At 67.1% G+C, this 14,058-nt stretch carries 12 protein-coding genes; 1 reads left to right on the top strand and 11 read right to left on the bottom strand.

Features of this window, described 5'->3' with window-relative positions; all coding sequences use genetic code 11:
- Positions 1 to 6 precede the first annotated feature (6 nt).
- The 5 genes from DIE04_RS30310 to DIE04_RS14990 all read right to left on the bottom strand — a co-directional run bounded on the left by DIE04_RS30310 (position 7) and on the right by DIE04_RS14990 (position 5,882).
- Positions 7 to 1,794: an amino acid ABC transporter permease/ATP-binding protein gene (locus tag DIE04_RS30310; protein ID WP_124522903.1), complete on the bottom strand. Its 1,788-nt coding sequence runs from the start codon at positions 1,792 to 1,794 to the stop codon at positions 7 to 9.
- A gap of 59 nt (positions 1,795 to 1,853) precedes the next feature.
- Positions 1,854 to 3,212 carry an LLM class flavin-dependent oxidoreductase gene (locus DIE04_RS15005; RefSeq protein ID WP_124519393.1) on the bottom strand — a complete coding sequence of 453 codons (1,359 nt, stop codon included), beginning with the start codon at positions 3,210 to 3,212 and terminating at the stop codon, positions 1,854 to 1,856.
- Positions 3,213 to 3,219: 7 nt separating this feature from the next.
- Complete coding sequence (locus tag DIE04_RS15000; RefSeq protein ID WP_124522905.1) at positions 3,220 to 4,278, bottom strand: LLM class flavin-dependent oxidoreductase; 1,059 nt, start codon at positions 4,276 to 4,278, stop codon at positions 3,220 to 3,222.
- Positions 4,279 to 4,317: 39 nt separating this feature from the next.
- Positions 4,318 to 5,259: an ABC transporter substrate-binding protein gene (locus DIE04_RS14995; protein WP_124522907.1), complete on the bottom strand. Its 942-nt coding sequence runs from the start codon at positions 5,257 to 5,259 to the stop codon at positions 4,318 to 4,320.
- 62 nt (positions 5,260 to 5,321) lie between these two features.
- Positions 5,322 to 5,882 carry a GNAT family N-acetyltransferase gene (locus DIE04_RS14990; RefSeq protein ID WP_124484744.1) on the bottom strand — a complete coding sequence of 187 codons (561 nt, stop codon included), beginning with the start codon at positions 5,880 to 5,882 and terminating at the stop codon, positions 5,322 to 5,324.
- 755 nt (positions 5,883 to 6,637) lie between these two features.
- Here DIE04_RS14990 and DIE04_RS14985 point away from each other — a divergent pair.
- Positions 6,638 to 7,906: a M20 family metallopeptidase gene (locus DIE04_RS14985; RefSeq protein ID WP_124522909.1), complete on the top strand. Its 1,269-nt coding sequence runs from the start codon at positions 6,638 to 6,640 to the stop codon at positions 7,904 to 7,906.
- A 155-nt stretch (positions 7,907 to 8,061) separates the two neighbouring features.
- On the opposite strand, the gene DIE04_RS14980 is transcribed toward DIE04_RS14985, so the two are convergent.
- The 6 genes from DIE04_RS14980 to DIE04_RS14950 all read right to left on the bottom strand — a co-directional run bounded on the left by DIE04_RS14980 (position 8,062) and on the right by DIE04_RS14950 (position 14,013).
- Positions 8,062 to 8,838 carry a S9 family peptidase gene (locus DIE04_RS14980; RefSeq protein ID WP_124519398.1) on the bottom strand — a complete coding sequence of 259 codons (777 nt, stop codon included), beginning with the start codon at positions 8,836 to 8,838 and terminating at the stop codon, positions 8,062 to 8,064.
- Positions 8,835 to 9,977: a DUF3182 family protein gene (locus DIE04_RS14975; protein WP_260426908.1), complete on the bottom strand. Its 1,143-nt coding sequence runs from the start codon at positions 9,975 to 9,977 to the stop codon at positions 8,835 to 8,837. The genes DIE04_RS14980 and DIE04_RS14975 overlap by 4 nt, the downstream gene beginning before the upstream one ends.
- Before the next feature lie 406 nt (positions 9,978 to 10,383).
- On the bottom strand, positions 10,384 to 10,593 hold the full coding sequence (locus DIE04_RS14965; RefSeq protein ID WP_124484748.1) for a type II toxin-antitoxin system MqsA family antitoxin: 210 nt from the start codon (positions 10,591 to 10,593) through the stop codon (positions 10,384 to 10,386).
- A gap of 34 nt (positions 10,594 to 10,627) precedes the next feature.
- Positions 10,628 to 11,662, bottom strand: coding sequence for a succinylglutamate desuccinylase/aspartoacylase family protein (locus DIE04_RS14960; RefSeq protein ID WP_124519401.1), 1,035 nt, complete (start codon positions 11,660 to 11,662; stop codon positions 10,628 to 10,630).
- Positions 11,663 to 11,906: 244 nt separating this feature from the next.
- On the bottom strand, positions 11,907 to 12,182 hold the full coding sequence (locus tag DIE04_RS14955) for a hypothetical protein (protein WP_044844576.1): 276 nt from the start codon (positions 12,180 to 12,182) through the stop codon (positions 11,907 to 11,909).
- Between the two features lie 271 nt (positions 12,183 to 12,453).
- The gene (locus tag DIE04_RS14950; RefSeq protein ID WP_124522913.1) at positions 12,454 to 14,013 is read right to left on the bottom strand and encodes a sensor domain-containing diguanylate cyclase; all 1,560 of its coding nucleotides are present in this window, start codon (positions 14,011 to 14,013) and stop codon (positions 12,454 to 12,456) included.
- Positions 14,014 to 14,058 lie beyond the last annotated feature (45 nt).

The following is a 14,058-nucleotide window of genomic DNA, read 5'->3' as shown; positions in this document are numbered from 1 at the left end:
CGTGCATCAGAGCACCCGTGACAGGAACGCGCGTGTGCGCGGATGGGCCGGCGCGTCGAGCACGACGGCGGGCGGCCCCGACTCGACGATGCGGCCGCGCTCCATGAACAGCACGTTGTCCGCGACTTCGCGCGCGAAGCCGATCTCGTGCGTGACGATCACGAGCGTGGTGCCCGAGCGTGCGAGCTCCTTGATCACGTCGAGCACTTCGTTGACCAGTTCGGGATCGAGCGCCGACGTCGGCTCGTCGAACAGCAGCACCTTCGGGCGCAACGCGAGCGCGCGCGCGATCGCGACGCGCTGCTGCTGGCCGCCGGACAGCTGGCGCGGGTACGCATCGGCTTTATCGGCGAGGCCGACGCGCGCGAGCAGCGTGCGCGCGGTGCGTTCGGCGGCCTCGCGCGTGACGCCGCCGACGGCGACCGGCGCCTCGATCAGGTTCTCGAGCACCGTCAGGTGCGGAAACAGGTTGAAGTTCTGGAACACCATGCCGACCGCCGTGCGGCGCTTCAGCACGTCGCGCTCCTTCAACTCGTGCAGCACGTCGCCGTCGCGCCGATAGCCGATCAGCTCGCCGTCGATGTCGATGAAGCCGTCGTCGACGCGCTCGAGATGGTTGATGGTGCGCAGCAGTGTCGACTTGCCCGAACCGGACGGCCCGACGATCACCGTCACGCTGCCGCGCGGTGCGACGAACGACACGTTGTCGAGCACGCGCTGCATGCCGAACTGCTTCGATACGTTGTGCACGGCGACTTCGCCGCCGGTGCGCGGCACCGGAGCGGCCGCGGCGTCATCGTGGGCCGCCGCGCCGGTTGCCGTTGCGTTGCGCGCCGCCGCGTGCCGCCACAGCGCACTGACGCGCGCCAGCACGAACGTCAGCGCCGACGGCGGCGGGTTGCGCAGCGCGCCGCGCGCATAGTGGCGCTCGACCTGCACCTGGATCGCGGACAGCACGGTCAGGATGATCAGGTACCAGACGGTCGCGACCATCAGCAGCGGAATCACTTCGAGATTGCGGCGATAGATCACCTGCACCGTGTAGAACAGCTCGGGCATCGCGAGCACGTAGACCATCGACGTGCCTTTCGCGAGCGAGATCAGGTCGTTGAACGCGGTCGGCAGGATCGCGCGCATCGCCTGCGGCAACACGATCCGCGTGGTCTGGCGGCCGCGCGGCAGGCCGAGCGCGGCGGCCGCTTCGAGCTGGCCCTGGTCGACCGCGAGAATGCCGCCGCGAATCACTTCCGCGGAAAACGCCGCGTGGTTCAGCGAGAGGCCGAGCACGGCCGCGAGGAACGGGCTGATCAGGTCGGTGGTCGGCGTGTCGAACCACACGATGTCGGTGAACGGCACGCCGAGCCGCACGTGTTCGTACAGGTAGCCGAGGTTGTTGAGGATCAGCAGCAGCACGATCAGCGGAATCGACCGGAACAGCCACACGAAGGTCCATGCGCTCGCCGCGAGCAGACGCGAGCGCGACAGCCGCGCCAGCGCGACGAACCCGCCGAGCGCGAAGCCGAACACCGCGCCGAGCAGCGTCAGCACCAGCGTGCGCGCGAGCCCGGACAGCACCGGCGGCGACAGGAACCACTCGGCGAACACCGGCCAGCCCCATTGCGGGTTGCCGAGGATCGAATACAGCACGAGTGCGATCAGCACGAGCGCGAGCACGGTGCCGACGGTGCGCGACCGGTGCCGGGCCGGCACGATCCGCAGGTGCGTGCCGGTGTCGCGGGCGCGGGAGGGGGAGAGCGGCGGCACTGCGCCGCCGAGATGGGTCGTGTCGCTCATGTCGGTGAGGGTCCTCGATCGAGTTGGCCGGAAGCGCCGCGCGAGGCGGCGCGTCGGCGTCACGCGTGCGCTTCGGCCGCGTCGTCCTGTTGCTGCACCGCGCCGGGCGCCGCATGGCGGCTCGCCTTGCGCGGCAGGCCGAGGTGGTCGCGCAGCGTGCTGCCCGGCAGGTCGCGGCTATAACGGCCGCGCGCCTCGAGTACCGGAATCACGAGGTCGATGAAGTCGTCGACGCCCTGCGCCTGTACCGGGAAGCCGAGGATGAAGCCGTCGCCGGCACCGGCGTCGTGCCAGCGGATCAGCTCGTCGGCGACGTGCTCGGCCGTGCCGATGAAGTTCGGGCGCGGCGTCGCGACGGCGAGCGCAGTCTCGCGCAGCGTGAGGTGCTTGCGCTTCGCGTCGGCCTTGATCCGGTCGGTGGTCGAGCGGAAGCTGTTGCGGCCGATGTCGCCGAGCTCGGGGAACGGCGCATCGAGCGCGTACTGCGTGAAATCGTGGTGATCGAAATAGCGGCCGAGATACGCGAGCGCTTCGTCGATCGTCAGCAGGTCGCGGATCGCCTGGTATTTGTCTTCCGCCTCGGCGGCCGTGCGGCCGACGATCGGCCCGATGCCCGGGAAGATCTTCACGTCGCCGGGCTGCCGCCCGTGCTCGACCGCGCTTTGCTTCACGCGCCGTGTGAACGCGGCCGTTTCGTCGAGCGACGGCGAGTGCGTGAACACGGCGTCCGCGTACTTGCCCGCGAGCCCGATGCCGGTGTCGGACGAGCCGGCCTGGAAGATCACCGGCTGCCCCTGCGGCGAGCGCTGGATGTTCAGCGGGCCGGCAACCTGGAAGAAGCGGCCGTGGTGATCGAGCGTGTGGAGCTTGTCGCGATCGAAGAAGCGACCGGTCGCGCGATCGCGCACGAACGCGTCGTCGTCCCAGCTATCCCACAGCCCCTGCACGACCTCGAGGTATTCGTCGGCGATCTCGTAGCGCAGTTCGTGATCCGGATGCGCCTTGCCGAAATTCTTCGCGGTGCCTTCGAGCGGCGTCGTCACGACGTTCCAGCCCGCGCGCCCGCCGCTGATCGTGTCGAGCGACGCGAGCTGGCGCGCGACCGTGAACGGCTCGCTGTACGACGTCGAGATCGTGCCCGCGAGGCCGATCTTCTTCGTCGCGACCGCGAGCGCCGACAGCACGGTGAGCGGCTCGAAGCGGTTCAGGAAGTGCGGGATCGACTTCTCGTTGATGTAGAGGCCGTCCGCGACGAACGCGAACGCGATGCCGGCGGCTTCCGCCTTGCGCGCGATGCCGATCGCGAAGTCGAGGTTGATGCTCGCGTCCGGCGGGTTGCTCGGGTGCCGCCATGCGTTCATGTGGCTGCCTGCGCCTTGCAGCATCAGGCCGAAGGGAATCGATCGTCGGGTCGTCATGGGCGCGTCACGCGTTCTGGTCGGGGGAAAGGGAGCGAAGGGAGCGGTCGGCCGCGAGGGCCGCCTGCACGGGGGTGATCGACTGCGCGCCGCCGAGCCATTCGGCCGACGCGAGCCGTGCCGCGTAATCGGTCACCGGCGAGTCGATCACGAACGCGTCGACGTCGAGCCGCCGGCTCAGCGCGTCGAGCGCGCGGTGGATGCGCTCGGGCGTATCGGCCAGCACGGTCGGGCGCAACTCGTCGATCCGGTAGTCGGACGCGCCGCTTTGCCGCGCAAATTCGGCCGCGGCCTGCGCGCTCGGCAGGTTGAAGCTCTGGCCGCCGGCGAACTGCAGCTTGAAGATCTTCAGCGGCCCGATCAGTCGCTCGGCCTCCTCGCGGGTCGGCGCGGCGACCGCGTACAGCGCGACGAGCGCTCGCGTGCCGCCTGCGTCGCGGTAGGCGGCCAGCGAGCGTTCGAGGTTCGCGTCGTCGCCGTTGAAGTGCCCCGCGTAGCAGAAGCGCCAGCCGTGTCGGGCGGCGAGCGCACCGCTGTCGGGCGAGCCGCCGAGCAGGATGCGCTCCGGCGCGTGCGGCGGCACCGGCATCGCGACCGCGCCGGCGAGCGGATGATCTTCGGCGACACCCCAGCCCAGGAACGCATCGAGTTCGGCGAGCTGGCCCGCGAAGACCGGCTTCTTCGCCTTGTCGTGAAACCACTGCAGCGCGCGCGTGGTCAGCGGCAGCCCGCCGGGCGCCTTGCCGACGCCGAGATCGACGCGGCCCGGCCCGAGCGCGGCGAGCAGCTTGAAGGTTTCGGCAACCTTGAACGGGCTGTAGTGCTGCAGCATCACGCCGCCCGAACCGATGCGAATGCGCGACGTGTGCGCGAGCAGGTGCGCGACGACGATCTCGGGCGCGGAGCTCGCGAAGCCGGGCGCGCCGTGATGCTCGGCGACCCAGAAGCGCTCGTAGCCGAGCTGTTCGGCGCGCTGCGCGAGGGTCGTCGTGAAGCGCAGCGCGTCGGCGGCGGTCGCGCCGTCGGCGATCGGACTCTTGTCCAGCAATGAAAGCGAGTAAGCCATGGTGTTCGGCGTTCCTGCGAAGGCGTGAAGGACCGGCGCTCAGCTCTTCGGCAAACCCGGCGGATTCGTGCGCGACTGGTCGATCGCTTCGGACGCGAGGTTCCAGCGGTCGAGGATCTGCTGATAGCGGCCGTTCTTGATCAACCCGTTCAGCGCGACCGTCAGCGGATCGGCGAGCCCGCTGCCGCGGCGCGTCGCGATCGCGATGTCGGCCGTGCGCGGCCAGCCGCCGCTGATCGCGCCGACGAGCCGTGTCTTGCCCTGCTGCGCGCTCTGGTACGCGAGCACCGAGTTCACGCTGAACACGGCATCGGCGCGGCCCGACTGCACGGCGACGATCCGCATCGCCTGGTCGTCGTAGTACTGCACCTGCACCGGTTTCAGGCCGTGCGCGACGTTCTCGCGGTCCCACGCGAGCAGGATCTTTTCCTGGTTGGTGCCGGCGTCGGTCACGATGCGCAGCCCCGCGACGTCCTTCGGCTCTCGGATCGACTGGATCTTGCTGTCGTTGCGCACGTAGAAGCCGACCTGGTCCTTGCGGTAGGTCGAGAAATCGAACTTCTGCTTGCGCTCCTCGGTGACGGTGACGTTCGAGATCACGGCGTCGACCTTCCCCGATTCGAGCGCGAGCGGCCAGTCGGCCCACGCGAGCGGGACGATCTTCAGCTTGCGGCCGAGGCTGTCGGACACCACCTGGCCGACGTCCGCGTCGAAGCCGACCACCGTGCGCGCGTCGGTCGCATACGTGCTGATCGGCGGCAGGCTCGGCGCGACGCCGATGGTCAGCGTGCCGGCTTCGGCGAACTTGAACGACGCTGGCACCGCGCGCTCGACGGCCGCATCGGCCGTGCCGCGCGGGCGGCCGCGCTGCTCGGGGCTCAGGTCGAAGGTCGCGGCGGCCGCGGCGATCGCGGTCACGCCGATCAGCGCGGCGGCCAGGGTGCGGAGCGCACGCGGCGTGAAGGGTACGGCTCGTTGCATGGATGCGTCCTTGTTGTGTTGTCGTCGGGAGCGAGGGAGCGGAATCGGATGGTGCGATGCGTTCAGCGCGGCAGCACCGCTTCGGGCAGTGGCGCCCACAGGTCCGCGAGCGTCGACGTGCGCGACGGATCGGCGAGATCCTTGCCGAAGCGCAGGTGGAAATACGCTTCGGGGTCGATCGACGAATCGAACAGCCGCGTATAGCCGGTGCGGTCGTACAGGGCCCACGCTTCGGGCTGGCGAAAACCGGTGGTCAGGTACACGCGCCGATAGCCCTGCTGCGCGGCGCGCAGTTCGAGCGCGTCGACGATCAGGCGCGCGAGCCCCTGGCGGCGCAGGTCCGCGCGGGTCCAGATGCGTTTGAGTTCGGCGGTCTGCGCGTCGTAGCGCTTGAATGCGCCGCCGCCGATCGTCTCGCCGTCGCGCAGCAGCAGCACGAACGCGCCTTCGGGCGGCGCGAACAGCTCGGCCGGGTAGCGCGCGAGTTCGTCGCGTGCGGACGCGCGGCTGTCGGGGCGGTACGCGTCGTAGCGCGTCGCGTATTCGTCGATCAGCGCGTCGATCAACGGCTGGGCGCGGACGTCGAGCGGCGTCGTGTCGATGATGCGGTCGTTCGTGGCCATGGGCATCGCGAAGGGCGCGCGATGCGGACGTTCCTGGCGGGGGCGGGGCACATCGCCCGGCCGGTCTGTTCCGTTATCGCGACGCGGTTGTCGTGATGACGGCGGCCGCGGTGCTTCCTGCGCTGCATCCGGCGTGCCGCCGCCGTTTCGAACACGTTAGCGGCGTGGGCGGCAAAGGCGAACGAAGCAATTTCGATAAGGATTTCGCGGGGGGCATCAGAAGGCTTGCAGGGGGAGTGGGGTGGGGAGGCGATTGAGAGTAGTGCGGAGCCGAGCCAGTTCGATGTGTGTGCAATACATATGAATGCCGTGGGTTTGCACGCTGTTATTGCTCGATGTTCTATCGGTATTGCCGATTTGGGGGGCGAAAAGGTTTGGCAGGAAGCGGCAAATCAGCCAGAACGAGTTATACGCCGTCTCGCCGAGCCGGACCTGCGGGCGACCGCTTTGTCTTATGAATCGACAGGACCTTCCGGATTGCCGCTATCGAGACTATGGTTCTCTTCTAGTCCTGTCCCGCTTCGGGCAGCAGGCGACTTGACGGAAACGTAATACGAAGTGCCAGGGTAGAGCGGGCTCGCCCGGATGTTCCGTGTTTCCCCCCTGTCGCATGCATCGGACTAGTCGGCGGATTGCGTACCGCGCTCCTGCCGCCGTGTCGCCAGATCGGGCGCAAGCGCTGCCACGCTTCAACGACGGCCGACGCGTGCGATGCAACATCGGCCCCCGCAACGAACCATTTGAAAGGATCGATCATGCCTGCATTGGTGGAAGCGACCAGGGACGCCATCGAAAGCCTCCTGCCCGAGCTCGAAGCGATCTACAAGGACCTGCACGAGCATCCCGAACTGTCGATGCAGGAAGTGCGCACCGCACGTATTGCAGCCGATTATCTCGAAAATGTCGGCTATGACGTTACGCGGGGTGTCGGCGTGACCGGCGTCGTGGCGATGTTACGCAACGGCGACGGTCCGACTGTAATGTTGCGCGCCGACATGGATGCGCTTCCGATGGAAGAAGCGACCGGATTGCCATATGCCAGCACGGCGAGGGCGAAGGACGAGGATGGCCTCGAAGTGGGCGTCGCGCACTCGTGCGGCCACGACATGCACGTGGCCTGGCTGATGGGTGTGGCGCACCTGATGGCTGCGCACCGGGACGCCTGGCGCGGAACGCTGATGGCGGTCTTTCAGCCGGGCGAGGAAGTGGCGCGCGGCGCCCGCAGCATGATTGACGACGGCATGGCCGAACGCTTCCCGAAGCCTGACGTGATCCTTGGCCAGCACGTCATGGTTGGCGCGGCGGGCACGGTCGGCTATCGGAGCGGCACGATTCTTTCGGCGGGCGACAGTTTGAAGGTGAGGCTGTTTGGACGCGGTTCGCACGGATCGCAGCCACAAACCTCGATCGATCCGGTCATCATGGCGGCTTCGACGACGCTCCGTCTGCAGACGATCGTATCGCGGGAAATCTCCCCGCGCGATAGTGCGGTGCTGACGATCGGTGCGCTGCAGGCGGGAACGAAAGAGAACATTATCCCCGACGACGCGACGCTCAAGCTCAACATGCGCACATTCGACGAAGACGTGCGCGAATACATGCTGGGTGCGATCCGTCGCATCTGTTGCGCGGAATGCATGGCCTCCAACGCACCACGCGAGCCCGAATTCACGACGCTCTCGAGCTATCCGCTGACGATCAACGACGCGCAGACAAGCGAGCGTGTGCGGGAGGCATTCGAAGCGCACTTTGGCGAGCGCGCCTACGAAACGCCCCCGGCAGCAGCGAGCGAGGACTTCAGCGTATTCGGGCGCGAATGGGGCGTGCCATATGGGTTCTGGTTCATCGGCGGGACCGATCCGGATACATTTGGAAAGGCGTTGGCGGAGAAAAAGCTCAACGAGATTCCCAGCAATCATTCGCCGAAGTTCGCGCCGGTACTCGACCCGACGCTGCGTACGGGGCTGGAAGCGATGCTATGCGCGGCAGGGGCGTGGCTCGACAAGCGAGATGCATCGGCGTGACTTCGCACGCCGGCACGGTGACCATGCGTCGAATCCACGTACAGCAGGAAGTTTGATAGCTTTGAGGCAAGCCCGATTTCCGTCCCGGTCTTGCTTGGAAAATCCCGGCTCTTCAGGGCGGGCCGGATCGGTCCGATCGGTGCACTGACGGGCTTCTACGTCTCTGCCTGAGCGGGCGCAGCTCCGCGGTCGCCAGCGCGCAGGCCCGCAACCATCTCGTTCAGCCAGTTCACGACAAGCGCGGTATAGGCACGTTGGCTGGGATCATCCGATAGTCCATGGTCCGCACCGTCGATGATCCGGTACGTGAGCGAATGGGCTTGCAAAAACGCCTGCAGATAGCTGGCGATCACGGTATGCGGCACGATCTCGTCGTGTTCCGATTCGACGAGCAGCACATCGCCTCGAAAGCGGGCCGCCGCACGCAACGCCCGATTTTCCGACGCTGGCACGGTGCGTTTGCGATACGCGACGAGATCATGTTCGACATGCAAGGCGCGCTTCGGCGTGTTCCATCCTTCGTCGAGGTAAAGCGCTGGTACGCGCAGACCCAGCCAGCGCACTGGGCGCAGTTCCGTCAGGATGGCTGCGAGATAGCCTCCGTAGCTGCTGCCGATCACTGCAACCGCATCGCGATCGATCAATGGATGTGCAACGAGCGTATCGTAGGCGGCCAGCAGATCCTGCAGGTTGGTTTCCCGGGTCACGTTTTGTTGTTCGTCCTGCGTACGCCCATGTCCCGTCAGATCGAAGGTCAGGCAAACGCAGCCGAATGCCGATGCCTGCCGGGCGCGCTCGAGATACTGTTCCTGATTGCCGCCCCAGCCGTGCACGAAAAGAATGCCCGGCACCGTTGTCTTCGGAGCGAGCAGGGTCCCGTCCAGGTAACCGTTCTCGACCTTGATCCGCACGCCATAACGCTCCGCTGTCATATGCCGTTGCTCCCTTGCAAGGTATTACGATCCACCGTGTAGTACTTCGTGATGGCTCCCGCTTGCGGATCGACGCCTCGATAGATGACGCAGGCGCCATCAGGCACCTGCACATCGCCTCCGTAAATCTCACGCGTCGACGCACGCACCGCATGCACCCGAGGATCTGCCCTGAACATTCGCAACGCGCCAAGCTCGGCGCCCGTTGCGCCGCCGATCCGCCACGACTGCTCGAGTACCCCGCAACGGCGCACGCCTTGTGCATCGATGCCCCAGGCGACGTCGTAGTTGCGTCTCGATGCAAAAAAACCGGCGTAGTCATTTTGCACGGCGGCATCGAATGCACGCGCCTTGATGATCGCCTCCTGGACATCGCTCATGACATCGAGCTGCATAAGCAGGTCGAAGCTCCCATGCACGGCGACCAGGTCGGTGCCGCCATAGACGTGGTGGCCATGGTTATTGACTGTTAGATGCTGCACGCCATAGTAGCTCGCGACCAGATCGTCGAGCGTCACCTGACCGACGCTCAGCGTCTCAATGCTATCCAACTGCCTTTCGACGACGATGCCTTCGGCTCGCAGCGCCGCGTCACCAAGCGCATCGAGTTCTGCTTCCAGTTCGTCCATGTCGGCGACGACTGACTGTCCTGCTCCTCCGACCCCATAAGGGCGCTTGATCCGTACGCCGCCCTCCTGCCAAAGGATGCGCGCCGCGTTGCAGGCATCGACCCGCGAAAACGCCGCGTAGCCCGGCAGCACCAGCGAACCAATGTGCTCGCCGAATACGCGTGACCAGCCCGGCGGCGAGGCCTGCGCGTCATCAGGCAGCGCATGTGCGATCAGCTTCGTCGCGACAAACGCAAACGGCACGACGCCGCCGAACAGATAGCGCTCGGATCGCACGCCAAGCTTGCGCGCTTGCGCCAACGTCAGCGTATCGTCGGGGACCAGATATCGATGCGCGGGGTACGCATGCTTTTCATCGAACTCGCCCGCCAGTTCCGTGCCCTTGAGCTCAGCGATCTGTCGGGCGAGCGCCCAGAGCGTGCCGACGTCGTGGCCGGATGGAACGGATTTGCGTTGCCCACGATAGACGAGGACGACGGGCAGCGCCGGTGTCGCAGGAGATGAACGCATCTTCAAGTTGTCCTCCCCGCGTCGTGGCGCAATGATTGGGGATTCGTTGCTATGCGAGGGCATCATCGGTCGATGCCGATCCTTGCGTAGAGCAAGGCTTGTGCCTTTGTCTATCCGACAATCGTTTGTCTGCGCGGGGCGGCGAGTCGAGCGTGCTGTAGCTCTGTCGCTCTACTGGAAAATTGGTCCGATCGTTGGCGGAAGATGAATGTGATTGATCTTCCAAATGGCTACTGTAGAGCCGAGCGACCGCAGTCCGGTCTGGACAACTCCATCGCACCAGGCGTCCAGCCCATCTCGATCGAACGGCCGCTTTGTAGAAAGCCGGCCGTCCGCTTAGGGTCTGTACCGGTCATGACACGCCATCTACGCAGCGACCCTCATCCCATCGAACGACGACGTGCATCTAGTTCGCCCGCCCGTCGAATTGTGTGGCGAACCGTGTCATCGCATCACCGAGACGACTGGCATTTTCGATATCGAGCACCGCTTCGCCGCATGCCGGGCAGAAGTCGCCCGTTATACCTCGAACGACCGTGGACACACGCTGAAACGCATACGGAATATCGCGTGTGTCGCGAATCAGTTCGGCTTCACCGCAGGCGGGACATTTCATGTTCGTGATCTCCTCGACCACTCGATCACGCACATTACCCGATGACTCGCGGCGGCGTCGACGCCTCCGCCAGCTGAAACAGGCAATCGCCGCGCTGCACCTGCGCGGGCACGCGCTTGCACACCACTTCGCCGTCGCCCTTGAAGCGGTGCAGCACCGGTTCGCGCAGCGGCGTATCGGGGAAGTGCACCCACGCGGCCGGCTGGCCGGCCTTCACCTGGTCGCCGAGTTCGACGAGCGGTTCGTACAGCCCGCGTTCGTACGCGTAGACGAAGTGGCGATCGCCGTCGACGCGCAGGAAGCGCGTGACGGTCGGCGGCGCGTCGGGCACGAGCGCGCCGTGCAGCAGGCCGATGTAGCCGAGATAGTGCAGCAGCCCGTGACGGCCGAGCCGGATCAGCGACGGATCGGCCATCCCCGCACCGCCGAGTTCGGTCACGATCGAGATCGCGCCCTGCCGGCGCGCGGCCGAGGCCGAATGCACCGGGTTCGGCGCGTGCAGCAGCGCGTTCGGCAAGCCGAACGCGACGAGCAGCCCATTGAGCTTCGCCGCTTCGTCGTCGTCGAGCGGGTCGATCGCGAGCATGTTGCCGCCCTGGTACAGCAGCGAACTGCCGCCCGAATGCAGGTCGACCAGATACTGCGCGCGCGACAGCAGCGCATGCTCGATGTAGTGGGCGATCATCTGCGTCGGCGTGCCGGTCGGGTTGCCGGGAAAGCTGCGGTTCAGGTTGCCTTCGTCGAGCGGCGACACGCGCAGGCCCGCGTCGGCCGCGGGGAAATTGGCCATCGGCAGCAGGATCAGCTGCCCGGTGACGCTCTCCGGGTCGATCTCGCGCATCAGCTGCGACACGATGATCTGGCCTTCGTATTCGTCACCGTGGTTGCCGGCCATCACGAGCGCGACCGGGCCGTCGCCGTTGCGGATCGACGCGATCGGGATCGGCAGCCAACCATACGCGGAGCGATGCACGGAATGCGGCAGGCGCAGATAGCCCGCATGCTTGCCTTGCGCATCGAGATCGATTTCGCAGTGGATGGGATTTCGGTGTGAGGAGGAGGCGGTCATGGCGACATCGTTCGGAGAACGGGAATCCGCCATCTTATCGGGAAACGACCGCCGCGCGGCGAGCGGTGCGGCCGAGGTCGAGCGCCGTCAGGCGGCCCGCGCGCGAACGCGCGGCAAGCGCAACCAGAGCAGCCGCGCGCGATGTTGCAGCGCTGAAACGCACGCCGGCGTGCGGGCCGGCCGCCTGCACACGCCGTGTGGTGCGCCAGCCCCTTGCCGCGACGGCGGCCGGCGCGCGAGCGCGTCAGCGGCCCGATGTTTCAGCCTCGATACGGCCTTCTTCCCACAGCGTCCAGAAACGGCTGCCGGCGCGATACGGATTCGCGCGCCGCGCCGCATGGTCGGTGACGCCCTGGCGAAACGCGCCGTACAGCGTCAGCGGCGGATTGGCGACGCACGCGGCTTCACGCGCTGCGGGCATGCGGCGCTCGGAAACGAGCCGCCGGATCAGCGAGGCACCGTCGATCACGTCCAGTTGATCGATCGTTTCCGCGCGGCTGAGAACTTCGACGGTATTCATGAGTGGCCTCCCTGACATCCTGTTTCCCGGTCAAGGAGCAATAAGAGTGCCAGCCATCAAATGCCGCGCGCCGTCGCGATCGTGCGGGCTTCTGCAGCGAACGCTACGCGCGGCGCGCGCCGATGTTACGGAACACGTCACGTGACACGGGCGGCCGCGGCGGAACACCTGCGCGCACGCGTCGTACCACGCAAGGCGTTTCCGGAATGAATCGCGGGAAGCGAACGGGCAAGCTGGACAGCGCGGCGGCCGCTGGCGGGAACGAGCGCGCTCAGCTCGCGGTCGCGGGCGTCACGCGGCTGCTTCCGGCCGAATAGAAGCGGTAGATCCCCTTGCCGGCCGACTTCGCGTCGTACAGCGCGCTGTCGGCCTGCCGGATCAGTTCGTCGGGTGAGCCGTGCCCGTCGTCGAGCGCGATGCCGATGCTGATCCCGAAGACGACGGTCTCGCCGATCGACAGCGTGTACGGCGCCGAGATCTGCCGGATGATCCGCGCGGCGAGGACCGAGCACGCCTGCATGGTGGTTGCGTCGAGCGCGACGATGAACTCGTCGCCGCCTACCCGCGCCGCCAGTTCGCCGGGCGGCAGCGTCTTGCCGAGCCGCTCGGCGACCTGCATGAGCACTTCGTCACCGGCCTGGTGGCCGAAGCGGTCGTTGATCGCCTTGAAGCCGTCGAGGTCGAGATACATGACGGCGAGCGCGGGGCTCGGCACGTGCGGCAGGTGCGGCCGGTGCGCGAGCATCCGTTTGAGTTGCGCATGCAACTCGTGGCGGTTCGGCAATCCCGTCAGCGCGTCGTGCCGCGCGAGGTGCCGGATATGCTGCTCGGTCTGGCGGCGCGCGGTGACGTCCTCGACGATGATCACCGCGTTGCCGTCCGGCACGCGGTGGCGCGTGAGTTCGAGCTGGCGGCCGTCGGCGAGCGCGATGTCGAGCGGCTCCGGTTCGTCATGGTTCAGCCAGAGGTCGCATTGCACGGCGAGACTGGCGCCGTCGGGATCGGTGAGCGCGTTCGCGCCGAGCGCCGCGACGACGTCGGGCAGCGGCGTGTCCAGCATGATCTCGCGCGGCGAGCCGAACAGCTGCGCGGTGCGGCGGTTCGCGACGATCACGCGGCTTTCGCCGTCGATCATGCACAGGCCGTGCGGCATGTAGGTGAGGGCGGCGTCGAAGCGCGCGACGAGCTCGGCGTTGCGCTGGCGTGCGGCGATCAGCGCGACCAGCACGCGGTAATGGCGTTCGACGACCGTACGCATGGCCGCGAGATAGATCACGAGCGGCGGCAGCAGCAGCCATGCGCCGGGCCGCTGGACCAGCAGCGCGCCGACGCCGATCGGCACGACGCCGAGCGTGACCTGCGTCATCGCGAGCCGCGGCAGCGCCGAATTGCGCGACGCGATCCCGCCGAACACGCCGCCCGCGACCATCACGGCCAGCGTGCCGAGCTCGACGTCGGGCGCATCCACGCAGCCCATCACGCCGAGGCCGAGCACGAAGCACGCGGCGAGCGACACGGGCGCATAGCGCCGGGCCCAGTATTCGGCGCGATCGTCGCCGGCGGCACGACGTACCGCATACGCACGTGCGATCGCGAGCCGCGCGGCGAGCAGGCCGACGTCGACGACGAGCCACACGAAACACCAGAGTTGTTGCAGCCGGATCAGCGCGATCGCCGCGACGAACGCGCTGGCGAAGCCGGACAGCGCCATCGGACGCACGTCCTCGAACAGCGTGACGAGCATCGACGGGCGCAGCGCGGCCGTCACGTAGTGATCGCCGCAGGGGGGCGTGGCGAGAACGGCGTTCAGGAGGCGTGCCTTGACTGCCATGGCTATTTTGACCTCGACACGATGCGGTGCACCGCCGGCCGCCCC

The sequence above is a fragment of the Burkholderia sp. Bp8994 genome (genome assembly GCF_003853805.1).
Taxonomy (GTDB): Bacteria; Pseudomonadota; Gammaproteobacteria; order Burkholderiales; family Burkholderiaceae; genus Burkholderia.
The sequence above is the reverse complement of the archived record's forward strand: the minus strand, read 5'-3'. Positions and strand labels throughout refer to the sequence as shown.

What these genes read in the sequence shown, in the direction of transcription:
- DIE04_RS14955 (WP_044844576.1), bottom strand. Translation starts at nt 12,182, where the DNA reads ATGAATACCGTCGAAGTTCTCAGCCGCGCGGAAACGATCGATCAACTG.
- DIE04_RS15005 (WP_124519393.1), bottom strand. Translation starts at nt 3,212, where the DNA reads ATGACGACCCGACGATCGATTCCCTTCGGCCTGATGCTGCAAGGCGCA.
- DIE04_RS30310 (WP_124522903.1), bottom strand. Translation starts at nt 1,794, where the DNA reads ATGAGCGACACGACCCATCTCGGCGGCGCAGTGCCGCCGCTCTCCCCC.
- DIE04_RS14980 (WP_124519398.1), bottom strand. Translation starts at nt 8,838, where the DNA reads ATGACAGCGGAGCGTTATGGCGTGCGGATCAAGGTCGAGAACGGTTAC.
- DIE04_RS14985 (WP_124522909.1), top strand. Translation starts at nt 6,638, where the DNA reads ATGCCTGCATTGGTGGAAGCGACCAGGGACGCCATCGAAAGCCTCCTG.
- DIE04_RS14960 (WP_124519401.1), bottom strand. Translation starts at nt 11,662, where the DNA reads ATGACCGCCTCCTCCTCACACCGAAATCCCATCCACTGCGAAATCGAT.
- DIE04_RS15000 (WP_124522905.1), bottom strand. Translation starts at nt 4,278, where the DNA reads ATGGCTTACTCGCTTTCATTGCTGGACAAGAGTCCGATCGCCGACGGC.
- DIE04_RS14990 (WP_124484744.1), bottom strand. Translation starts at nt 5,882, where the DNA reads ATGGCCACGAACGACCGCATCATCGACACGACGCCGCTCGACGTCCGC.
- DIE04_RS14965 (WP_124484748.1), bottom strand. Translation starts at nt 10,593, where the DNA reads ATGAAATGTCCCGCCTGCGGTGAAGCCGAACTGATTCGCGACACACGC.
- DIE04_RS14950 (WP_124522913.1), bottom strand. Translation starts at nt 14,013, where the DNA reads ATGGCAGTCAAGGCACGCCTCCTGAACGCCGTTCTCGCCACGCCCCCC.
- DIE04_RS14995 (WP_124522907.1), bottom strand. Translation starts at nt 5,259, where the DNA reads ATGCAACGAGCCGTACCCTTCACGCCGCGTGCGCTCCGCACCCTGGCC.
- DIE04_RS14975 (WP_260426908.1), bottom strand. Translation starts at nt 9,977, where the DNA reads ATGCGTTCATCTCCTGCGACACCGGCGCTGCCCGTCGTCCTCGTCTAT.